12 protein-coding genes, 3 tRNA genes and 1 riboswitch are annotated in these 15154 nt (G+C 62.1%); of the genes, 11 read left to right on the forward strand and 4 right to left on the reverse strand.

The window, feature by feature from the left end:
- Positions 1 to 294: 294 nt before the first annotated feature.
- The 10 genes from YH3_RS17880 to YH3_RS17925 all read left to right on the forward strand — a co-directional run bounded on the left by YH3_RS17880 (position 295) and on the right by YH3_RS17925 (position 9921).
- Entirely contained in the window at positions 295 to 948 is a 654-nt protein-coding gene (locus YH3_RS17880) for a TetR/AcrR family transcriptional regulator (RefSeq protein ID WP_003940323.1), read from the forward strand.
- 112 nt (positions 949 to 1060) lie between these two features.
- Positions 1061 to 1133: transfer RNA gene (locus tag YH3_RS17885), tRNA-Glu, on the forward strand.
- Between the two features lie 135 nt (positions 1134 to 1268).
- Positions 1269 to 1342 (forward strand) — tRNA-Asp (locus tag YH3_RS17890).
- Between the two features lie 70 nt (positions 1343 to 1412).
- A tRNA-Phe gene (locus YH3_RS17895) sits at positions 1413 to 1489 on the forward strand.
- 241 nt (positions 1490 to 1730) lie between these two features.
- Positions 1731 to 3359 carry an ABC transporter substrate-binding protein gene (locus YH3_RS17900; RefSeq protein ID WP_050654777.1) on the forward strand — a complete coding sequence of 543 codons (1629 nt, stop codon included), beginning with the start codon at positions 1731 to 1733 and terminating at the stop codon, positions 3357 to 3359.
- A gap of 179 nt (positions 3360 to 3538) precedes the next feature.
- A riboswitch (SAM riboswitch) is annotated at positions 3539 to 3634 on the forward strand.
- Positions 3635 to 3638: 4 nt separating this feature from the next.
- The gene (locus tag YH3_RS17905; protein WP_050654776.1) at positions 3639 to 4718 is read left to right on the forward strand and encodes an LLM class flavin-dependent oxidoreductase; all 1080 of its coding nucleotides are present in this window, start codon (positions 3639 to 3641) and stop codon (positions 4716 to 4718) included.
- A gap of 29 nt (positions 4719 to 4747) precedes the next feature.
- Positions 4748 to 6142, forward strand: coding sequence for an NtaA/DmoA family FMN-dependent monooxygenase (locus tag YH3_RS17910; RefSeq protein WP_064443807.1), 1395 nt, complete (start codon positions 4748 to 4750; stop codon positions 6140 to 6142).
- Between the two features lie 69 nt (positions 6143 to 6211).
- Complete coding sequence (locus YH3_RS17915; RefSeq protein ID WP_192712357.1) at positions 6212 to 7573, forward strand: MFS transporter; 1362 nt, start codon at positions 6212 to 6214, stop codon at positions 7571 to 7573.
- A 257-nt stretch (positions 7574 to 7830) separates the two neighbouring features.
- The gene (ftsW, locus tag YH3_RS17920; protein WP_223304427.1) at positions 7831 to 9174 is read left to right on the forward strand and encodes a putative lipid II flippase FtsW; all 1344 of its coding nucleotides are present in this window, start codon (positions 7831 to 7833) and stop codon (positions 9172 to 9174) included.
- 114 nt (positions 9175 to 9288) lie between these two features.
- Positions 9289 to 9921, forward strand: a complete 633-nt coding sequence (locus YH3_RS17925) for a TetR family transcriptional regulator (protein ID WP_007733896.1) — start codon at positions 9289 to 9291, stop codon at positions 9919 to 9921.
- A gap of 3 nt (positions 9922 to 9924) precedes the next feature.
- Here the strand turns inward: YH3_RS17925 and YH3_RS17930 are convergent, their stop codons facing one another.
- Complete coding sequence (locus tag YH3_RS17930; RefSeq protein WP_042451355.1) at positions 9925 to 10683, reverse strand: SDR family NAD(P)-dependent oxidoreductase; 759 nt, start codon at positions 10681 to 10683, stop codon at positions 9925 to 9927.
- A 131-nt stretch (positions 10684 to 10814) separates the two neighbouring features.
- On the opposite strand from YH3_RS17930, the gene YH3_RS17935 reads away from it, so the two are divergent.
- A complete protein-coding gene (locus YH3_RS17935) occupies positions 10815 to 11555 on the forward strand; it encodes a VIT family protein (RefSeq protein WP_064443809.1) in 741 nt (246 codons plus the stop codon).
- Between the two features lie 54 nt (positions 11556 to 11609).
- Here the strand turns inward: YH3_RS17935 and YH3_RS17940 are convergent, their stop codons facing one another.
- From YH3_RS17940 to YH3_RS17950, 3 genes are all read right to left on the reverse strand, one after another.
- Complete coding sequence (locus YH3_RS17940) at positions 11610 to 12500, reverse strand: universal stress protein (protein ID WP_047271050.1); 891 nt, start codon at positions 12498 to 12500, stop codon at positions 11610 to 11612.
- 49 nt (positions 12501 to 12549) lie between these two features.
- Positions 12550 to 14085: a CYTH and CHAD domain-containing protein gene (locus tag YH3_RS17945; protein WP_007733905.1), complete on the reverse strand. Its 1536-nt coding sequence runs from the start codon at positions 14083 to 14085 to the stop codon at positions 12550 to 12552.
- Positions 14086 to 14160: 75 nt separating this feature from the next.
- Positions 14161 to 15084 carry a pseudouridine synthase gene (locus YH3_RS17950; RefSeq protein WP_082920604.1) on the reverse strand — a complete coding sequence of 308 codons (924 nt, stop codon included), beginning with the start codon at positions 15082 to 15084 and terminating at the stop codon, positions 14161 to 14163.
- Positions 15085 to 15154: the final 70 nt, after the last annotated feature.

Consider the following 15154-nt stretch of genomic DNA (forward strand, 5'->3'; position numbering starts at 1 on the left):
GGCGAAGCAGTTCCGTCTGCGAGGTCGAATTATCAGAATCTCGGGCACGAAAAAGCTCGGATGCGCACCCCCTGCGGCGCACCCGAGCGGCCAAAACCATACCACTTGGTGTCTTTTGGGCATAAAGTCGGTTCTTGTCCCCTGAACAGCCGATTGCGTCTAGTACTTTTGGCGGGTATGGCTCTAGTCCTTACGTAGGGTGTGTTGGAGGGGATATTGTGAAGTTTCGGGGGATGACAGGCGCCGATCACGGCGGCTCTGCGTACCAACTCTGCGAGAGGCACAACACCGTAAATGGCACGTCAACAAGAGCGTGCGCGGCGTACCCGCGCCGCCCTGGTCGAAGCGGCTGCAGTCGAATTCGCCAAGCGCGGCTATGCAGCTGCGTCGGTGAACACGATCCTCGAGGGCTCCCGCGCCACCAAAGGCGCCATGTATTTCCATTTCCAGTCCAAGGAAGAGTTGGCGCGAGCGGTTCTGACCTCGGCTATCGAAACCTTCACTGGAATTACTGATCGTTGGGCCAAGAGAACAGACCTCGATCCATTCGTCGCTTTGCACGGTCTCGTGCTCGACATTGCCGAGGTCTTCCGTGCCGAGGTGATCGTGCAGGCGGAATTCCGGCTGATCATCGAGCCCGAGTTCTACAAGGATGTGCAGTCCGGTGGTGGGCAGGTCTGGGGAAAGACCGCCTATGAGTTGGCATTGCGTGCCAAGGACGACGGTTTGCTCCGAGAAGACGCCGACCCGGACAAATTCACGCGTGTACTGGCAGCGAGCCTTGCCGGCCAGCGGTACATGGCAGACCTGATTGCCTCCAGTGGAGATCTGGGCGAGTGGTTCGAGGAGTCTCTCGAAGTAGTCCTCGAAGCCATGGCTACGCCGCAGTGGTTGGAGACGTTCCATCGTGACGGGTGGCCCCAAGTCGAGTTCCCTGACACTGAATAGTGCACTTTTCTGCCCGTGAACAGGCGATTTGTGATTTCCGAATGCCGTGCCATAAGCTATCCAAGCTCCCAACGGAACGCCGTTGGGGTACTAGTTCGGAGAGATCCGGCGGGCCCCCTTCGTCTAGCGGCCTAGGACGCCGCCCTTTCAAGGCGGTAGCGCGGGTTCGAATCCCGTAGGGGGTACGTTTTGCGAAAGCGAAACGATGCAGTATGGTTTGACCCGCACGACACGCTTTGAGATGCACAAATGCCAGGCCAGGACAGTGGTTTGGGAGCGGCTCGAAGATGTAGTACGGTTTCACAGCAAGGAAAAAGCAAGGCCCTGTGGCGCAGTTGGTTAGCGCGCCGCCCTGTCACGGCGGAGGTCGCGGGTTCGAGTCCCGTCAGGGTCGCAAAGCTTTGTTCTCAATCAATCGGTTGAGAACAAAGCAATGCGATAGGCATTCGGTTCGGGTGCCGTCCGGCCAGGTAGCTCAGTTGGTACGAGCGTCCGCCTGAAAAGCGGAAGGTCGCCGGTTCGATCCCGGCCCTGGCCACCATAATTCTTATCGAAAAGCTCCAATCTCATGTTCTTCGAACATAAGGTTGGAGCTTTTTCGTGTTCGGATGTCAGTCGCCGTCAACCACTCGGCCCGATCATCTCAGTTATGCGCATCCTTTGTCTCCGTGAATGTTTCCGGTCACCGGGAACGTGCTGGGCGTCACTCCACAGAGGACATCACTATTAGCCGATTGCGGCCGATCCGTGGCTGCGTCTACTGAAAGTGAGGTGGAATCTCCGTGTCGCACTCGAGATCTTGGCGCATCGGGAAAGTCAGCCGGGTCGCCGTCGCATTGTTCGGCACCGGGGTTCTGTTGGTGGGCTGCGCGAGCAACGGTGACGACAGCGGGACCGATACGACGACCGCGTCGGCGGACGTCGTGACCGGCATGGTCAACGAGCAGCCCGATCCGGGAACTGCGGTGGCCGGCGGGACCATGACGTACGGCGTACAGGTGCTCGTTCCCTCACTCGACCCGACGAAGACGGCCGCGCGCGGCGGTTCCGGCGGTGAGGCCTTCGCTGCTGTGTACGACGTCCTGATGAGTTACAACACTGCGAGCGGCGAGTTCGAGCCCAAGTTGGCTCAATCGCTCGAGACAGCTGACGACGGAGCCACCTGGACGCTGAAACTTCGCGACGGTGTGAAGTTCAGTGACGGCACCACCCTCGACGCCAACGCCGTGATCGCGAGCATCGATCGGTACAACGCGGGCAAGGGCAATGGCGCCGAACTGTGGCTGGCTTCGGTGGAATCGGCGCAGGCAAGCGGTCCGACGACAGTGGAATTCAAGCTGAAGACGCCGTGGATGCGTTTTCCGTCGATGCTCGCTCTCGGGCACGGGATGATCGTCGCCCCGAGTTCGCAGCAGGGCGACAAGTTCACCGCCGTCGGAGCCGGACCCTTCACCGAAGATGTCTTCACACCGAGCGTCGAGCGAATCTTCAAGGCCAACCCGTCCTACTACGGCGGCGCCCCCAAGCTGGACAAGTTGCGGATGGTTGCGCTCAACGGTCCGCAGGCCAATCTCGAATCATTGAACAGCGGTCAGCTCGATGTCGCCTACATTCGCGGCCTCACGTCGGCGATCAATTCCGCCAAGTCCGCTGGCTACCCCGGCTACATCGACGTGCTCAATGCCGGTAGTGCCGAGATTATCAACAACCGTGAGGGCCGACCGGGCTCGGATGTTCGCGTCCGTCAGGCTATCGGCTACGCGCTCGACACCACGTTGATCGATCAGCGAGTGGAAAACGGTGAGGGACTGCCGGGCTCGGAGTTGTTCGGTCCGACGTCTCAATGGCATGTAGACACACCGGGTATTGCCTACGACCCCGAAAAGTCGAAGGAACTTCTGAATCAGGCGAAGGCAGACGGGTACGACGGCAGCCTCGACTACGTCGTTCTCAGTGAGCCGAAGGACCACGCGATCGGCCTCGCCGTGCAGTCACTGTTGCAGGCCGTCGGGTTCGAGGTGAACTTGATCTTGGCCAACAACGCCGGCGACATCGTGCAGAACGTCTACGTCAAGCACGATTTCGACCTCGCGCACGCGGGCATCGGAATGTACGAGTCGATTCTCGATCTCGGATTGTTCTCCACGACCAACAGCACCTCGATGGCGAATACTGCTGGATATGCGAACCCGGCGATGGATCAGCTGATCGCAGATCTACAACAGGCCAAGGACAATTCGTCGACTCTTGCGATCATCGGCAAAATTCAGACGCTGTGGAACGAGACGGTTCCGTCGGCGCCGATCGGCGGGCTCACGTCGTTCTGGGCTTGGCAGAAGAACGTGCACGGTGTGGTTCCGACTGCAACCGGCATCATGCTGTTCGATCAGGCATGGATGGGCGCGAAGTAGCGTTCCAGCGCACACCGAGAGCTCCGTCCGACGCGAGTCGGGCGGGGCTCTTTCGTGTCTACGTCGGCTAGCGTTGCGCAACCCTTTCGATCAGGATGATTGTATTGAAATATGTTGTAGGTCAATATGATTCGACAAGCGCGATTTGACTTGCCCAGCGTGGCCCGCATAGATTGCATCCACCATCCAGAGTGGCTGAGAGACCTGGCTCGATGATGCCGCAGCAACCCGCTACCTAACCGCAGTGTGGGTGCTACCGCCAGGACCGATGGAGGACACATGACTGTATTTGCCGTGGGTATCGAACTGGACGGCGAGGGCACTCACCCCGCTGCCTGGCGCCGAAGCTCACACCGCCCGGACCAGCTGCTCACGGGCAAAGCCGTGCGCGATCGCGTCGCGGCTGCCGAGAATGCCGGCTTCACGTTCGCGACGTTCGACGATTCCATCCTCCCCCCGAGTGGTGACGTCGTCGGCCGCATCGATGCCGTCTCGAGGGCGTCGTACGTGGCGGCGACAACCAGCACGATCGGGCTGGTCCCCGTCGTCGGGACCACGTACGCCGAACCGTTTCATACGTCCTCGCAATTGGCGACGTTGGACTACTCCTCGCGTGGGCGTGGCGGCTGGCTTGCTGTTCCGGTCGAAGACGATGCCGCGGCGAGGGCGTGGGGGAGGGCTCCGGTAACAACGGAGTCGGCGCGTCAGCAAGAGCAGCGGGATTCGGTCACCGTTGTGACCGATCTCTGGGACTCGTGGGAGGACGACGCCGTCGTTCGTGACTATCTCAGTGGGCGTTTCCTCGAGCGTGATCGTCTGCATTACGTCAATTTCGAGGGCGACACGTTCTCGGTGAAGGGGCCCGCAATCGTTCCGCGGCCGCCTCAAGGCCAGTTGGTGGTGTTCGGCCGCTACGGCGAAATCGATCCACGCCAGCCGGATGTTGTTCTCGTTTCCGGTGATTCGGTGGAGACCATTGCACAGTCGGCTGCCAAGGCGCGCGATGAGGGCGCGTCATTGGTGGTCGCCGAGCTCGATGTGGCATTCGATACGCCGAATCTGTCTGCGGCGCAGCGGAGGACCGAGCTGAACTCGTACGGGAATGCCGTCGTCACCGGCCGACTGCTCCTGGCTGCAGATCCGGGGGAAGCGGCCGTGGTTCTGAAGGAATTGGCCGGACACCTCGACGGTGTTCATTTCCATGCTCTCGTGATCGACGAGGACCTTCCGGTGCTGGCCAAATTCGTGCTTCCGACGCTGTCCAAGGCCGGGTTGACGCGACGCCCGGTTCCGGGATCGACCCTGAGGGGCAACCTCGGTCTGCAGCGGCCCTCAAATCGATTCGCCCACTCCTCCTGACTTGACTTCGCGCTAAGGATATTTCGGCCATGACTGCATCACGCTCCGCCGTACCTCGACCCGACGCTCACGTTCACTTCGGTGTCTTCTTCCAGGGGGTCAACCACACCACCATCTGGTCCGATTCCGCGAGCGGATCCCAGATCGACTTCGAGACGTTTAGGCGGTTGGTACTCACCGCCGAGCGAGGTCTGTTCGACGCCTTCTTCCTCGGTGAAGGCCTGCGGCTTCGCGAGCAGAACGGCAAGATTCTCGATCTGGATATCGCCGGCCGCCCCGACGCCATTGCGCAGTTGGCCGCCCTCGCCGGTATCACCGACAAGATCGGGTTGGTCGCGACACAGAACACCACGTACAACGAACCGGCCGACCTTGCGCGTCGACTCTCCGGCCTCGACCTACTTTCCGACGGACGGGCCGGCTGGAATGCGGTGACCACCGACAACGCGTGGACGGGAGAGAACTTCCGTCGCGGTGGTTTCCTCGACCACTCCCTGCGCTACGAGCGTGCCGGGCAGTTCATCGAAACCGCGCGGGCACTGTGGGATTCGTGGGCCGACGACGCGATCTCGGATTCTCGCACGTCCGAGAACTGGTCTACTCCGGGTGCCGTCGGCGACGTGCGCAGGCAGACTTCACAGTTCGACATCTCCGTGACGCCGACGCTTCCCCGAAGCCGCCAGGGGCATCCGGTCATCTTCCAAGCGGGTGATTCCCCGAGTGGACGCGATTTCGCGGCGACGCACGCCGACGTCATCTTCTCGCGACACGGGACGCATTTCGACGGCGCACTCGACTTCGCCGACGACATTCGGGCTCGGTTGCGTAGCGTCGGGCGACCGGAGGACGACGTCAAGATCCTGCCCAGCACGCAGATCGTGTTGGCGGAGAACGAGTCCGAGGTCGAAGAGAAGGCGCGGTGGGTCCTCGAAGGTCAGTTCACCGGCCAAACCGCACTGTCCCTCGTCGGATTGGTGTGGGGGAAGGACCTTTCCGACCGAGACCCGGACGGTCCATTACCGGAGGAAGATCCGGTTGCCCGCCCGGTGTCCGAGACGCGCGGTTCCGCACGAGACGGCAACGACCCCATTGCGATCGCACGTGAATGGCGGGCTCTCGCCGAGGCAAAGAATCTGTCCCTACGTCAGGTCGCCATCGAGACCTCGCAGCGTTCGGGTTTTGCGGGCACTCCGGGGCAGGTCGCAGATCAGTTGGTCCATTGGGTGCGCAACGGAGCTTCGGACGGCTTCAACATCTCGCCGTACCTGGTGCCGACCGGCCTCGACGAGATCGTGGACTGGTTGATCCCGGAACTGCAGGAGCGTGGGGCGTACCGCACCGAGTACTCCACGTCGACGCTGCGAGAGCACTTGGGGTTGCGACCGCCGCTCACGCGTCGGGCCGCGTCTGAAGCTGCGGGGTAACGGGTCCTGTCCCACACGGTCACAGCGGCGGCCGAATCCACCAAGCTCGATTCGGCCGTCCGCTGGGAGATCATCGTCTGCGTAGCCGCGGGCTTCACCACTCTTCTCGATTCGGCGGTGCTCGGAATCGGGGTTCCGTCGATCCGGGCGTCGCTGGGCGCGTCGACCTCCGAGGTGCAGTGGATCCTTGCGAGCTATTCGCTGACTTTCGGCTTGGCCCTTGTGCCGGCGGGCCGACTCGGTGACGTCGTCGGGCGTCGACGCTTGTTCTTGGCGGGGCTGAGCATTTTCGCTGTGATGGGAATCCTCGGGGCATGTGCGTCGGATCCGTCGATGATCGTGTTGGCTCGTCTTGGGCAAGGGATCGGCGCAGGCACCATCAGTTCGCAGGTGCTCGGCATCATCACCGACCGGGTGTCCGGAAAGGCTCGGGCGAAGGCGTTAGGCGCGTACAGCACCGCGGGTGGTCTGGCCGGCGTTTCCGGACCGATCCTCGGTGGCGTTCTGCTGAAGTATTCCGACGCCGACTTCGGATGGCGGTTGCTTCTCGTTCTCAACGTGCCGTTTGCTCTGATCACACTGATTCTGGCGTTTCGCTTTCTGCGCCGTGATCGAACTACCCGATCGGGCGCATCGATCGATCCGGTTGGGCTGTGTCTGCTGGCGACTACGACCGGGCTCCTGTTGTGGCCCATCGTGACCCGAACCAGTGTCACTGTGGCTGCGGCTTTCCTGATCGGTGCGTTCGGCGCTGCCGTTGCCTTCTGGTTCTGGGAACGTCGGTACGCCGAGCGCGGCGGGACGCCGGTACTGCTTCCGTCGTTGATCGCCTCGAGGGGCTTCCGGTTGGGTACGACGGTTGCACTCTTCTGGTTCGGATCCATCCTCGCCGTCAACGCGGTGCTCAGCCTCTATCTGATCGAGGGTTTGGGCTTCGCCCCGCTGAGTGCGGCGTTGATCATGACCGGTAGCTCACTCGCGATGGCATTGACGTCGGCTTTCGGATGGCGGCTGGTTGCCAGGTTCGGCCGAAGTGCAGTGGTTTTTGCCATAGTCGGCGAGATCCTTGTCATCCTCGGGTACATCGCAGCGGTCAATCTGATTCCGCGGGAACATCTGATCCCGGTGCTGGTGGTCCTGGCGGTGTTGTCGGGAGTTGCCAGCGGTTTGGTCGACGCGCCCAATCGGGTGCTGACTCTCGAATATGCACCGCCGGGCGCGAACGGTGTTGCGGCGGGTTTCCTTCAACTGTCTCAGCGCCTGTCAGCGACCATCTCGCTGGCCGCGGTATCGGGGTTGTATCTCGGTGTACTCGGATGCTCGCCCGACGGATATGGACGTGCGTTCGGGATCGCGCTTGCCGTCTGCGTGGTCATGTTGACGCTCTCGTTGGCGGGGGCGGTGGCAGACCGACGCCGGCGAAGGACGTGACCTGGTATTTCGTGGGTCTACATGGACCTCGGGAGGCCGAGCCCGTGTGACTCATGGGACTTGTGTTACCCATGGGTTAGGAGTCGTGGGACGATACTTGTGTGGTGACCGGTCGCAGTGAAGACAAGCCCAACGGTCGCGGGAGTGGAGAGCCAGTTAACTCACCCCGTGGAGCGTCGGACAAACGTGACCGCACATCGACACCCTTCCGCGCTCGAACGGCGATGTGGACGAATCGGCCACTGTTCGATTTCCATATGATCGTCGGTCTGGTCGTGCTGATCGTCGCGTTCGGACTGCTGATGGTGCTGTCGTCTTCGGGCGTCGAATCCTATGTTCTGTCCGGGACGTCCTACGCCCGCTTCTGGCCGCAGTGCATGTTCGCAGCGATCGGTTTGGTGATGTTCGTGGCGGTCGTGCGGTTGCCGACCGAAACGATGCGTAGAGCGTCCCCGTGGCTGCTGATCCTGTGTCTTGTTCTGCTTGTCCTGGTGCTGATTCCAGGTATCGGCTCGGAACAAATGGGTGCTCGCAGCTGGTTTGTGATCGCGGGCATTTCCTTCCAGCCGTCGGAGCTGGCCAAACTTGCTCTGGCGATCTGGTCCGCAGCGACGGTTGCGTCGTTCATGAAGGCGCGGATGGACGTCAACCGCGCGCTGCCGGTGATCGGCGGTACGACGCTGCTGGTTCTGGTTCTGGTGGTGTTGGAGAAGGACCTCGGAACCACCATCACCATCGGCATCATCTTCATGTCGGTGCTGTGGTTCGGGCTGTTCCGGATGAAGACGTTCATCAGCCTCACGCTCGGTTCCGCAGTCGCATTTCTCGTGCTCGGGCTTACTGCTGGTTACCGCTCGGATCGCATCAAGGCTTTCCTCAATCCTGATCTCGACCCGCAGGGTTTGAACTTCCAGAGCACTCAGGCCAAGTACGCACTGGCGAACGGAGGCATCTTCGGGCGCGGTCTAGGACAGTCCGACGCCAAATGGAGCTATCTCCCGCAGGCGCACAACGACTTCATTTTTGCCGTGATCGGTGAAGAGTTGGGTCTGGTCGGCGCGCTGATCGTCGTCGCTCTCTTTGCCGCGGTTCTGATCGTCGGGCTGCGGATCGCGAAACGGTCCACTGATCCGTTCCTCAAAGTCATGACAGCGACGGCAACGACGTTGATCGTCGTGCAGGCGTTCATCAACATCGCCTACGTCGTCGGCCTGATTCCGGTGACCGGTCTGCAACTACCGCTCATCTCGGCGGGCGGAACGTCGATGATCACCACCCTGCTGATGTTCGGGCTCATCGCGCACGCAGCCTTCCGTGAGCCCGAGGCTGTCGCCTCGGCCGAGAGCAGCGGTCGCGGCTGGATTCCTCTGGTCTTCGGCAAGCCTCGGTTCGGCATTGCCAAGAAGCCACAGACCGATCGACGGAGGCCGCCAGCTCGCCGCGCCCAGCCTGCTCCAACTGGGCAACGCCGACCGGAACGACGGGCACCACAACCCGACAGACGCCGGGCTCCAGCTCCGGGCCGACGCGCACCCTCTCGCGACTGGTCGGAAGATCCACGTAGACGCGGCCGATCCGATCGGCCGCGGCGCGCTTCCTGATCTGGGCCAGTTCCACTGGCGGGCAGTTCGGAAGCGGGCAGTCATGCACCCGACAATTGCGTTGGGCGGCTACATTGGGAGTCGGCAAAACGACGTCTAAAAAGGGTTGTGGACATGGCAGGTGGCGACAAGGCAGACCAGTCGGTGGTCGAACGTAGCTCGGTGACCGGACGTCGTACGACGCCGTCGCAGCGAGCGCGTTTTCGCCGGATTGTCGACGCCGCAATGGAATCCGCCTCCGAAGGCGGCTACGACGCGGTGCAGATGCGATCGGTGGCCGATCGCGCCGGCGTCGCGATCGGCACTGTTTACCGGTATTTCCCGTCCAAGAACCACATGCTTGTCGTCGCATTGTTGTGGATGTTCGAGGGTTTGCGTGACAGATTCCAAGACTTTGTAATCCCGGGCGAGACTCCGTCGGACCGGATTCTGTTTGTGCTGCGCAAGAATACGGAGGTCCTCGAGACCGATCACCTCCGTTACGAAGCGTTGGTTCGGGCGTACATGTTCGCGGACGCGTCGGCGACTCCGGAACTCAACGCGCTCGGTGGGGTCGTGACCGAGATGTTCGCGAAGGCGATCGGTGTCGAGGAAGTCTCGCAGCAGCAGTTGGACGCGGTGAAGGTGATCGACGACGTCTGGATGTCGAGTCTCGTCTCGTGGGTTGCGGGCCGGATGACGACGGACGAGGTGATGGCGCACCTGGAACTTGCCGTGCGACTGGTCTTTCGCAAGTTGGGCGGATAGCGCTCAGACGGTGTAGCCACCGTCGACGTTGAGCTTCTGACCGCTGATGAATCCGGCCGCGTCGCTTGCGAGGAAACATACTGCTTCGGCGATGTCGGCAGCTGATCCGAAGCGCTTCAACGGGATTCGGCTCATCGTCACGTCGAGCGCGCCTTGGTCGAGTTCGGCGGAGCTGATCAGGCGCTCCGCCATTCCGTCCGTCAACATGCCTGGTCCGACAGCGTTGAACCGGACGCCGTAGCGTCCTTCCTCTGCGGCGAATCCGCGAACAAGTTGTTCGACAGCCCCTTTGGTGCCTGCGGAGAGTCCGTCGCGCACGGGAAAACGATCCGTTGCCGCGGTTGTCACCGCCACCACCGAACCCGAGGATGCACGCAGCGCAGGCAGGGCGGTGTGGACGAGGGTGAAGAACGCCGCGGCCTCCTGGTTGAGTTGTTCGGTGAAGAACGCCGGCGTCACACGTGAGAGGTGCGTCATCGGGACGTGCGGTCCCGCAGCGTGGACGAGGGTCGTCAATGCGCCCAGATCACTGACCGCATCGTTGACGGCGGCGCTGATCGACAACTCGTCGGTCAAGTCGAGCGAGTACGAGTGGGCGCGCACACCATGCGCTCGAATCTGCTCGCTCAGTTGCTCGGCAGCGCCCTTGTTGTTTCGGTAGGTGAAGGCGACGTCGTGTCCGCGTTCGGCGAGGGTCAGGGCGATCGCCGACCCGATTCCACCGGTTCCGCCGCTGACAAAAGCGGTGCGTACTGCGCTCACAATGCCTCCAGGTGTCTGCCGATTCCAAACCTAACAAATGCTTGGTTGGGGTGCCAATCGGAATATATCAGTGCGCGAAGGACAGGCTCAGATTGCTATCGCAACCGGACTGATCGTCCTAATCTGTTGCCATGTCCGGAGACAGTGTGCAGTTGACCGACGGGGTGCCCGGTGGGGAATCGGAACCTCACGCACCGAGTTTGAACAATCGCCTGAACTGGCTGCGTGCAGGTGTTCTGGGTGCAAACGACGGAATCGTCTCGACCGCAGGCCTCGTGGTCGGTGTTGCTGCAGCCACAACCGAGCGCTCAGCAATCTTCACAGCGGGTTTTGCTGGTCTGGTTGCCGGCGCTGTGTCCATGGCGCTGGGTGAGTACGTCTCGGTCAGCGCTCAGCGAGACACCGAACGCGCACTCCTGCAGAAGGAGAAGAAGGAACTCCTCGAGACCCCGGAGGCTGAACTTCAGGAACTGACCGAGATCTACGAGAACAAGGGATTGAGTCCGGAGACGGCCCGCCGCGTCGCCGAAGAATTGACCGAGCACGATGCTTTCGCGGCACACGTCGAAGTCGAATTGGGTATCGACCCGGATGATCTCACCAATCCATGGCATGCGGCGATTTCGTCGGCAATCTCGTTCACGATCGGCGCGGCGATCCCGTTGGTCGCAATCCTGTTGCCGCCGACGGGTATCCGCGTCCCCATCGCCTTCTTCGCAGTGCTGATCGCACTTGCACTGACCGGGACGATCAGCGCGACGCTCGGCGGAGCCCGCAAGACCAGAGCGGTGCTACGCGTGGTGATCGGCGGCGCGCTGGCCATGGCCGTGACGTACGGAGTAGGTCAGCTGGTGGGCACGGGTCTCGCCTGACCCCTGCTGTGCGCCTTTATTAACCGCGGGGGGTTAATAAAGGCGCACAGCAATTCAGGCGCGACAGATCATGACCGGCCCTGGCGCATGGTGCAGCAGATTCTGGCTGGTGGAGCCCATCACGGCGCCCGCCATCGCACTGCGGCCGTGACTTCCGACAACTATCAACTGTGCGTCGTCGGCGTATTTGAGCATGACGGGAGCAGCGGCACCGGGTTCACTGATGCGGGTGACCGGCACGTCCGGGTACTGGTCGGCCATACCGGCTAGATTTTCCGCCAGTAGCGCCGATTCCTCCTGCTCGACAGCCTCCCAGTCGATCAGGATTCCCGCTCCGCCTTCGCGGAAGGTGGACGAGCCCTGCCAGGTGTGGACCGCGATGAGCGGCGCGTCGAACTGATCGGCATAACGAAACGCGTACTCGACGGCCTTCTTGCTCAACGCGCTTCCGTCCACTCCGACGATGACGGGACGCTGATCCGGACCGGGATTCTCCGCCGAACCACGCCACACGGTGACCGGACAGGTTGCATGATTGGCCACCTTCAGTGCGGTCGATCCGAGCAGCCGTGAGCGCAGTGCGCCCGATCCGGTCGACCCCATCACGATCAGGCGTGCGGTACCCGAGGATTCGAGGATATGCGTCGACGCCGGCCCTGGCGCGATCTCGGATTCGATGGTCAGTTCGGGGAATTCGGCCGAAATCACCGTGGCGGCGGCATCGACGATCGCTTCGCCGTCTTCGCGGATCTGACTGAGGAACTGTGACTGCAACATCACTGCAGCGGGACTGTAGATCGGGCCCTCTTGCGGCAGGGCGTGCGCCAGAATCAGTCGTGAGTTCACCGCGTTCGCGACGGAGGCCGCCCACCGGGCCGCCGCCGTCGAGGCCTCGGATCCGTCGATACCGGCGACGACATCCTGGTGTCCTGCAAGTGTGTTCATGTCTACTCCCTCTGAAATGATCGAGATCGGTCGACTGGTTACAGCGACGTCACCAGAGTGACGATGCTGACTTCACGGCTTCCTTCCACGTCTTGCGTAGCAGGGTCGATTGCCCGTCGGCTATTTCCAGTTCTCGTCGGTAGGCCATGCCCAATCCGAAACTGGTGAGCGAGGTATGCTCCTGCTCGGCTGCCATTGCAAGTAGATGATGTTGGGCGACAACGGAATCCTGGTGCTCGCCGAGAACATCCTGGAAGTGGCTGAAATGCTTCAGTGCACGCTTCGCTCGGCTCTTCGACACGGGTTCCATGACCTCGATCGCGTACTTCATCCGCTTGGCTCCCTTGCGGGCGCGGTGCATTCGCTCGTCACGCTCGGTGCGGCTATCGGCATCGAAGACGTGATCGACCCGCTTACCGACCTTGTGTGCCAGGTGCCGCAGGGTATGGGCCAACTCTCGTGCCGATGCCTTCTTTCCGACGCGGTGGGTGGCGGTGTCGAATTCGAGGTCGCCGACGTACTCGTCGAGGCGATCGAGCAGCGTGGTGTATCGCTCGGAATCGAGCGCCTCGAGGGCTGTTTCCTGGGCGGTTTCACCACGTGCAGAGAAGAACTCGTCGATTCGAGCTCGCACAGCTTCTCGCTCGGGCATCTCGTCGATTTCGCCGAGGCGTTCCACAAGACGCTCCCACTGGACCTCGACGTCGCGGGCGTCACCGAACTTTCCACCGATCCACCGCAGATCCGTGATGAGATCGTCGGTCTTGGGGGAGTGGCCGGCGTACGACTGCAGAGCGCTGCGGATGCGACGTGCCGCAACCCGGAAGTCGTGAACGGCTTCGTCGTCGGCCCGACGCGTGCCGAGATCCGCGGCGACCAGTGCGCGCAATTGTTCGATGAGGTAATTACGCAACAAGATCCGCGGATTCGACGCCTTGCCCGAGGTGACCTCGTGACCGGCGTACGGTGTGACCGACGTGCCCAGTGCTCGTTTGAGTTTGGACGGACTCGCAGAGCGCTCCAGCCCGGCGTCCAGTAGAACCGACTCGATTGCATCGGCCAGCTCTTGCCCGCCTGCGCCTTGTTCGACCTCGACTTCCTGCCACGTCGACTCTCCGGAACCGTCTGCCTTGCAGGCGATGACGGTGTCGGAGACCACTTCGGCAAGCAGCACACCGTTTTCGCCGTTGAGCCTGGTGCGCTCCCGATCGGTGATGATCAGGGCGACCGGCACCAGATCGTGACCGCGAATGATCGCCCGGATCAGACTCGACAGCGGCGAGGGCACATCGGTGCTCTCGTCCGGGGGAAGTTGGATTTCGGTTCGAGTGTCCTGGCCTGCGGGAAGTTTCATGTGCCACCCCGCGTCGTCGCCACCCTCACGCTTGCGCAGCGTGATCTTCTCGGCCAGCAACCGGTAGTCCGCGGTGTCGAAGTAGGTGGCAGAGAGCTGTATCGAGTCGTGGACCGGTTCGCCGACAACACCGGGAAGTCCGCCCAAGGCGGGAACTTCCTGCTCGGCCGGCGCCTCGTACTTGCGCTCGATCTCCCGTACGGCTTCGGGTACGACGGCGGTCTTGCTCATCTGGTCTCCTCTTGCGGTGCGGTCTGCGCTTCCATCCTCCCGGTATCGGAGGCGCAGTGGAAGGGTCCGGGGTCCCTACGGCGAGTCGCCACGGCCTGATTCGTCCGGCCAGGACAGGGTCCGCCGACTTTCGAACCGTTGCAGCCGGCCGGTCTTCGGATCCTCGAACTCGAGAACCTTCGACAGCAGGCGCAGCGGGTTCGAATAATCTTCTGCGGCAACGTCGTAGAAGTCGGGATAGAAGTTGTCGCCGTGGATCGGGAGCCCGAGCGAGTTCATGTGCAGCCGAAGTTGATGGGTCTTGCCGGTATGGGGAGTCAACCGGTACCGCGCGAAGCCGTCTCGCGTTTCGATCAGTTCGATCCGCGACTCGCTGTTGGGTTCGCCCTCGATCTCCGCGGCCTTGAGCACGCCGCGTTCTTTCACGATGCGACTACGCACGACCACGGGGGTGCTCACCTGAGCGTCGTGACGCGCGATGGCCTCGTACTCCTTGGCGACGCGGCGCTCGGCGAACATGGTCTGGTAGTCGCGCCGGGCCGCCTGATGCACGGTGAACAGCAGCAGTCCCGCCGTGACGCGGTCGAGGCGATGAGCTGGACTCAGCTCCGGTAGTTCGAGGTCCCGACGCAAGCGGACCAACGCCGATTCGGCGATGTATCGCCCGCGCGGGGTGCTCGCCAGGAAATGCGGTTTGTCCACGACCAAGATGTTCTCGTCCCGGTAGAGGATGTCGATCTCGAACGGCACCCGCGTTTCGACGGGAGGGTCGCGGTACAGGTAGACGAACCGCCGGGGAGCAAAAGCGCTCGTCTCGGTGATTCCGACACCCTTCTCGTCGACGACCTCCCCGGCTGCGACCTTCTCCCGCAATCGGACGGCGTCCTGGGGGAACCGTTCGAGCAGGTAGTCAAGCGTCGTCGTCCACATGCCGTCGTCGGGCTGACGGATGCGACTCGGGTTCAGGCCGTCGCGGACGGGAAGCGGTGATCGTGACACATCTTCAAAGCTAGCCGTCCGGTCGGCATTCAGACCTATTGACGACATATGGGACGGAAGTTACTATCCG

The sequence above is a fragment of the Rhodococcus sp. YH3-3 genome (assembly GCF_001653035.1).
Classification (GTDB): domain Bacteria; phylum Actinomycetota; class Actinomycetes; order Mycobacteriales; family Mycobacteriaceae; genus Rhodococcus_F; species Rhodococcus_F qingshengii.

Bases quoted from the DNA above. Each gene is read 5' to 3' on its own strand.
- YH3_RS17880 (WP_003940323.1), top strand. From the start codon at position 295: ATGGCACGTCAACAAGAGCGTGCGCGGCGTACCCGCGCCGCCCTGGTC.
- YH3_RS17905 (WP_050654776.1), top strand. From the start codon at position 3,639: ATGACTGTATTTGCCGTGGGTATCGAACTGGACGGCGAGGGCACTCAC.
- YH3_RS17910 (WP_064443807.1), top strand. From the start codon at position 4,748: ATGACTGCATCACGCTCCGCCGTACCTCGACCCGACGCTCACGTTCAC.
- ftsW (WP_223304427.1), top strand. From the start codon at position 7,831: ATGATCGTCGGTCTGGTCGTGCTGATCGTCGCGTTCGGACTGCTGATG.
- YH3_RS17925 (WP_007733896.1), top strand. From the start codon at position 9,289: ATGGCAGGTGGCGACAAGGCAGACCAGTCGGTGGTCGAACGTAGCTCG.
- YH3_RS17935 (WP_064443809.1), top strand. From the start codon at position 10,815: ATGTCCGGAGACAGTGTGCAGTTGACCGACGGGGTGCCCGGTGGGGAA.
- YH3_RS17940 (WP_047271050.1), bottom strand. From the start codon at position 12,500: ATGAACACACTTGCAGGACACCAGGATGTCGTCGCCGGTATCGACGGA.
- YH3_RS17945 (WP_007733905.1), bottom strand. From the start codon at position 14,085: ATGAGCAAGACCGCCGTCGTACCCGAAGCCGTACGGGAGATCGAGCGC.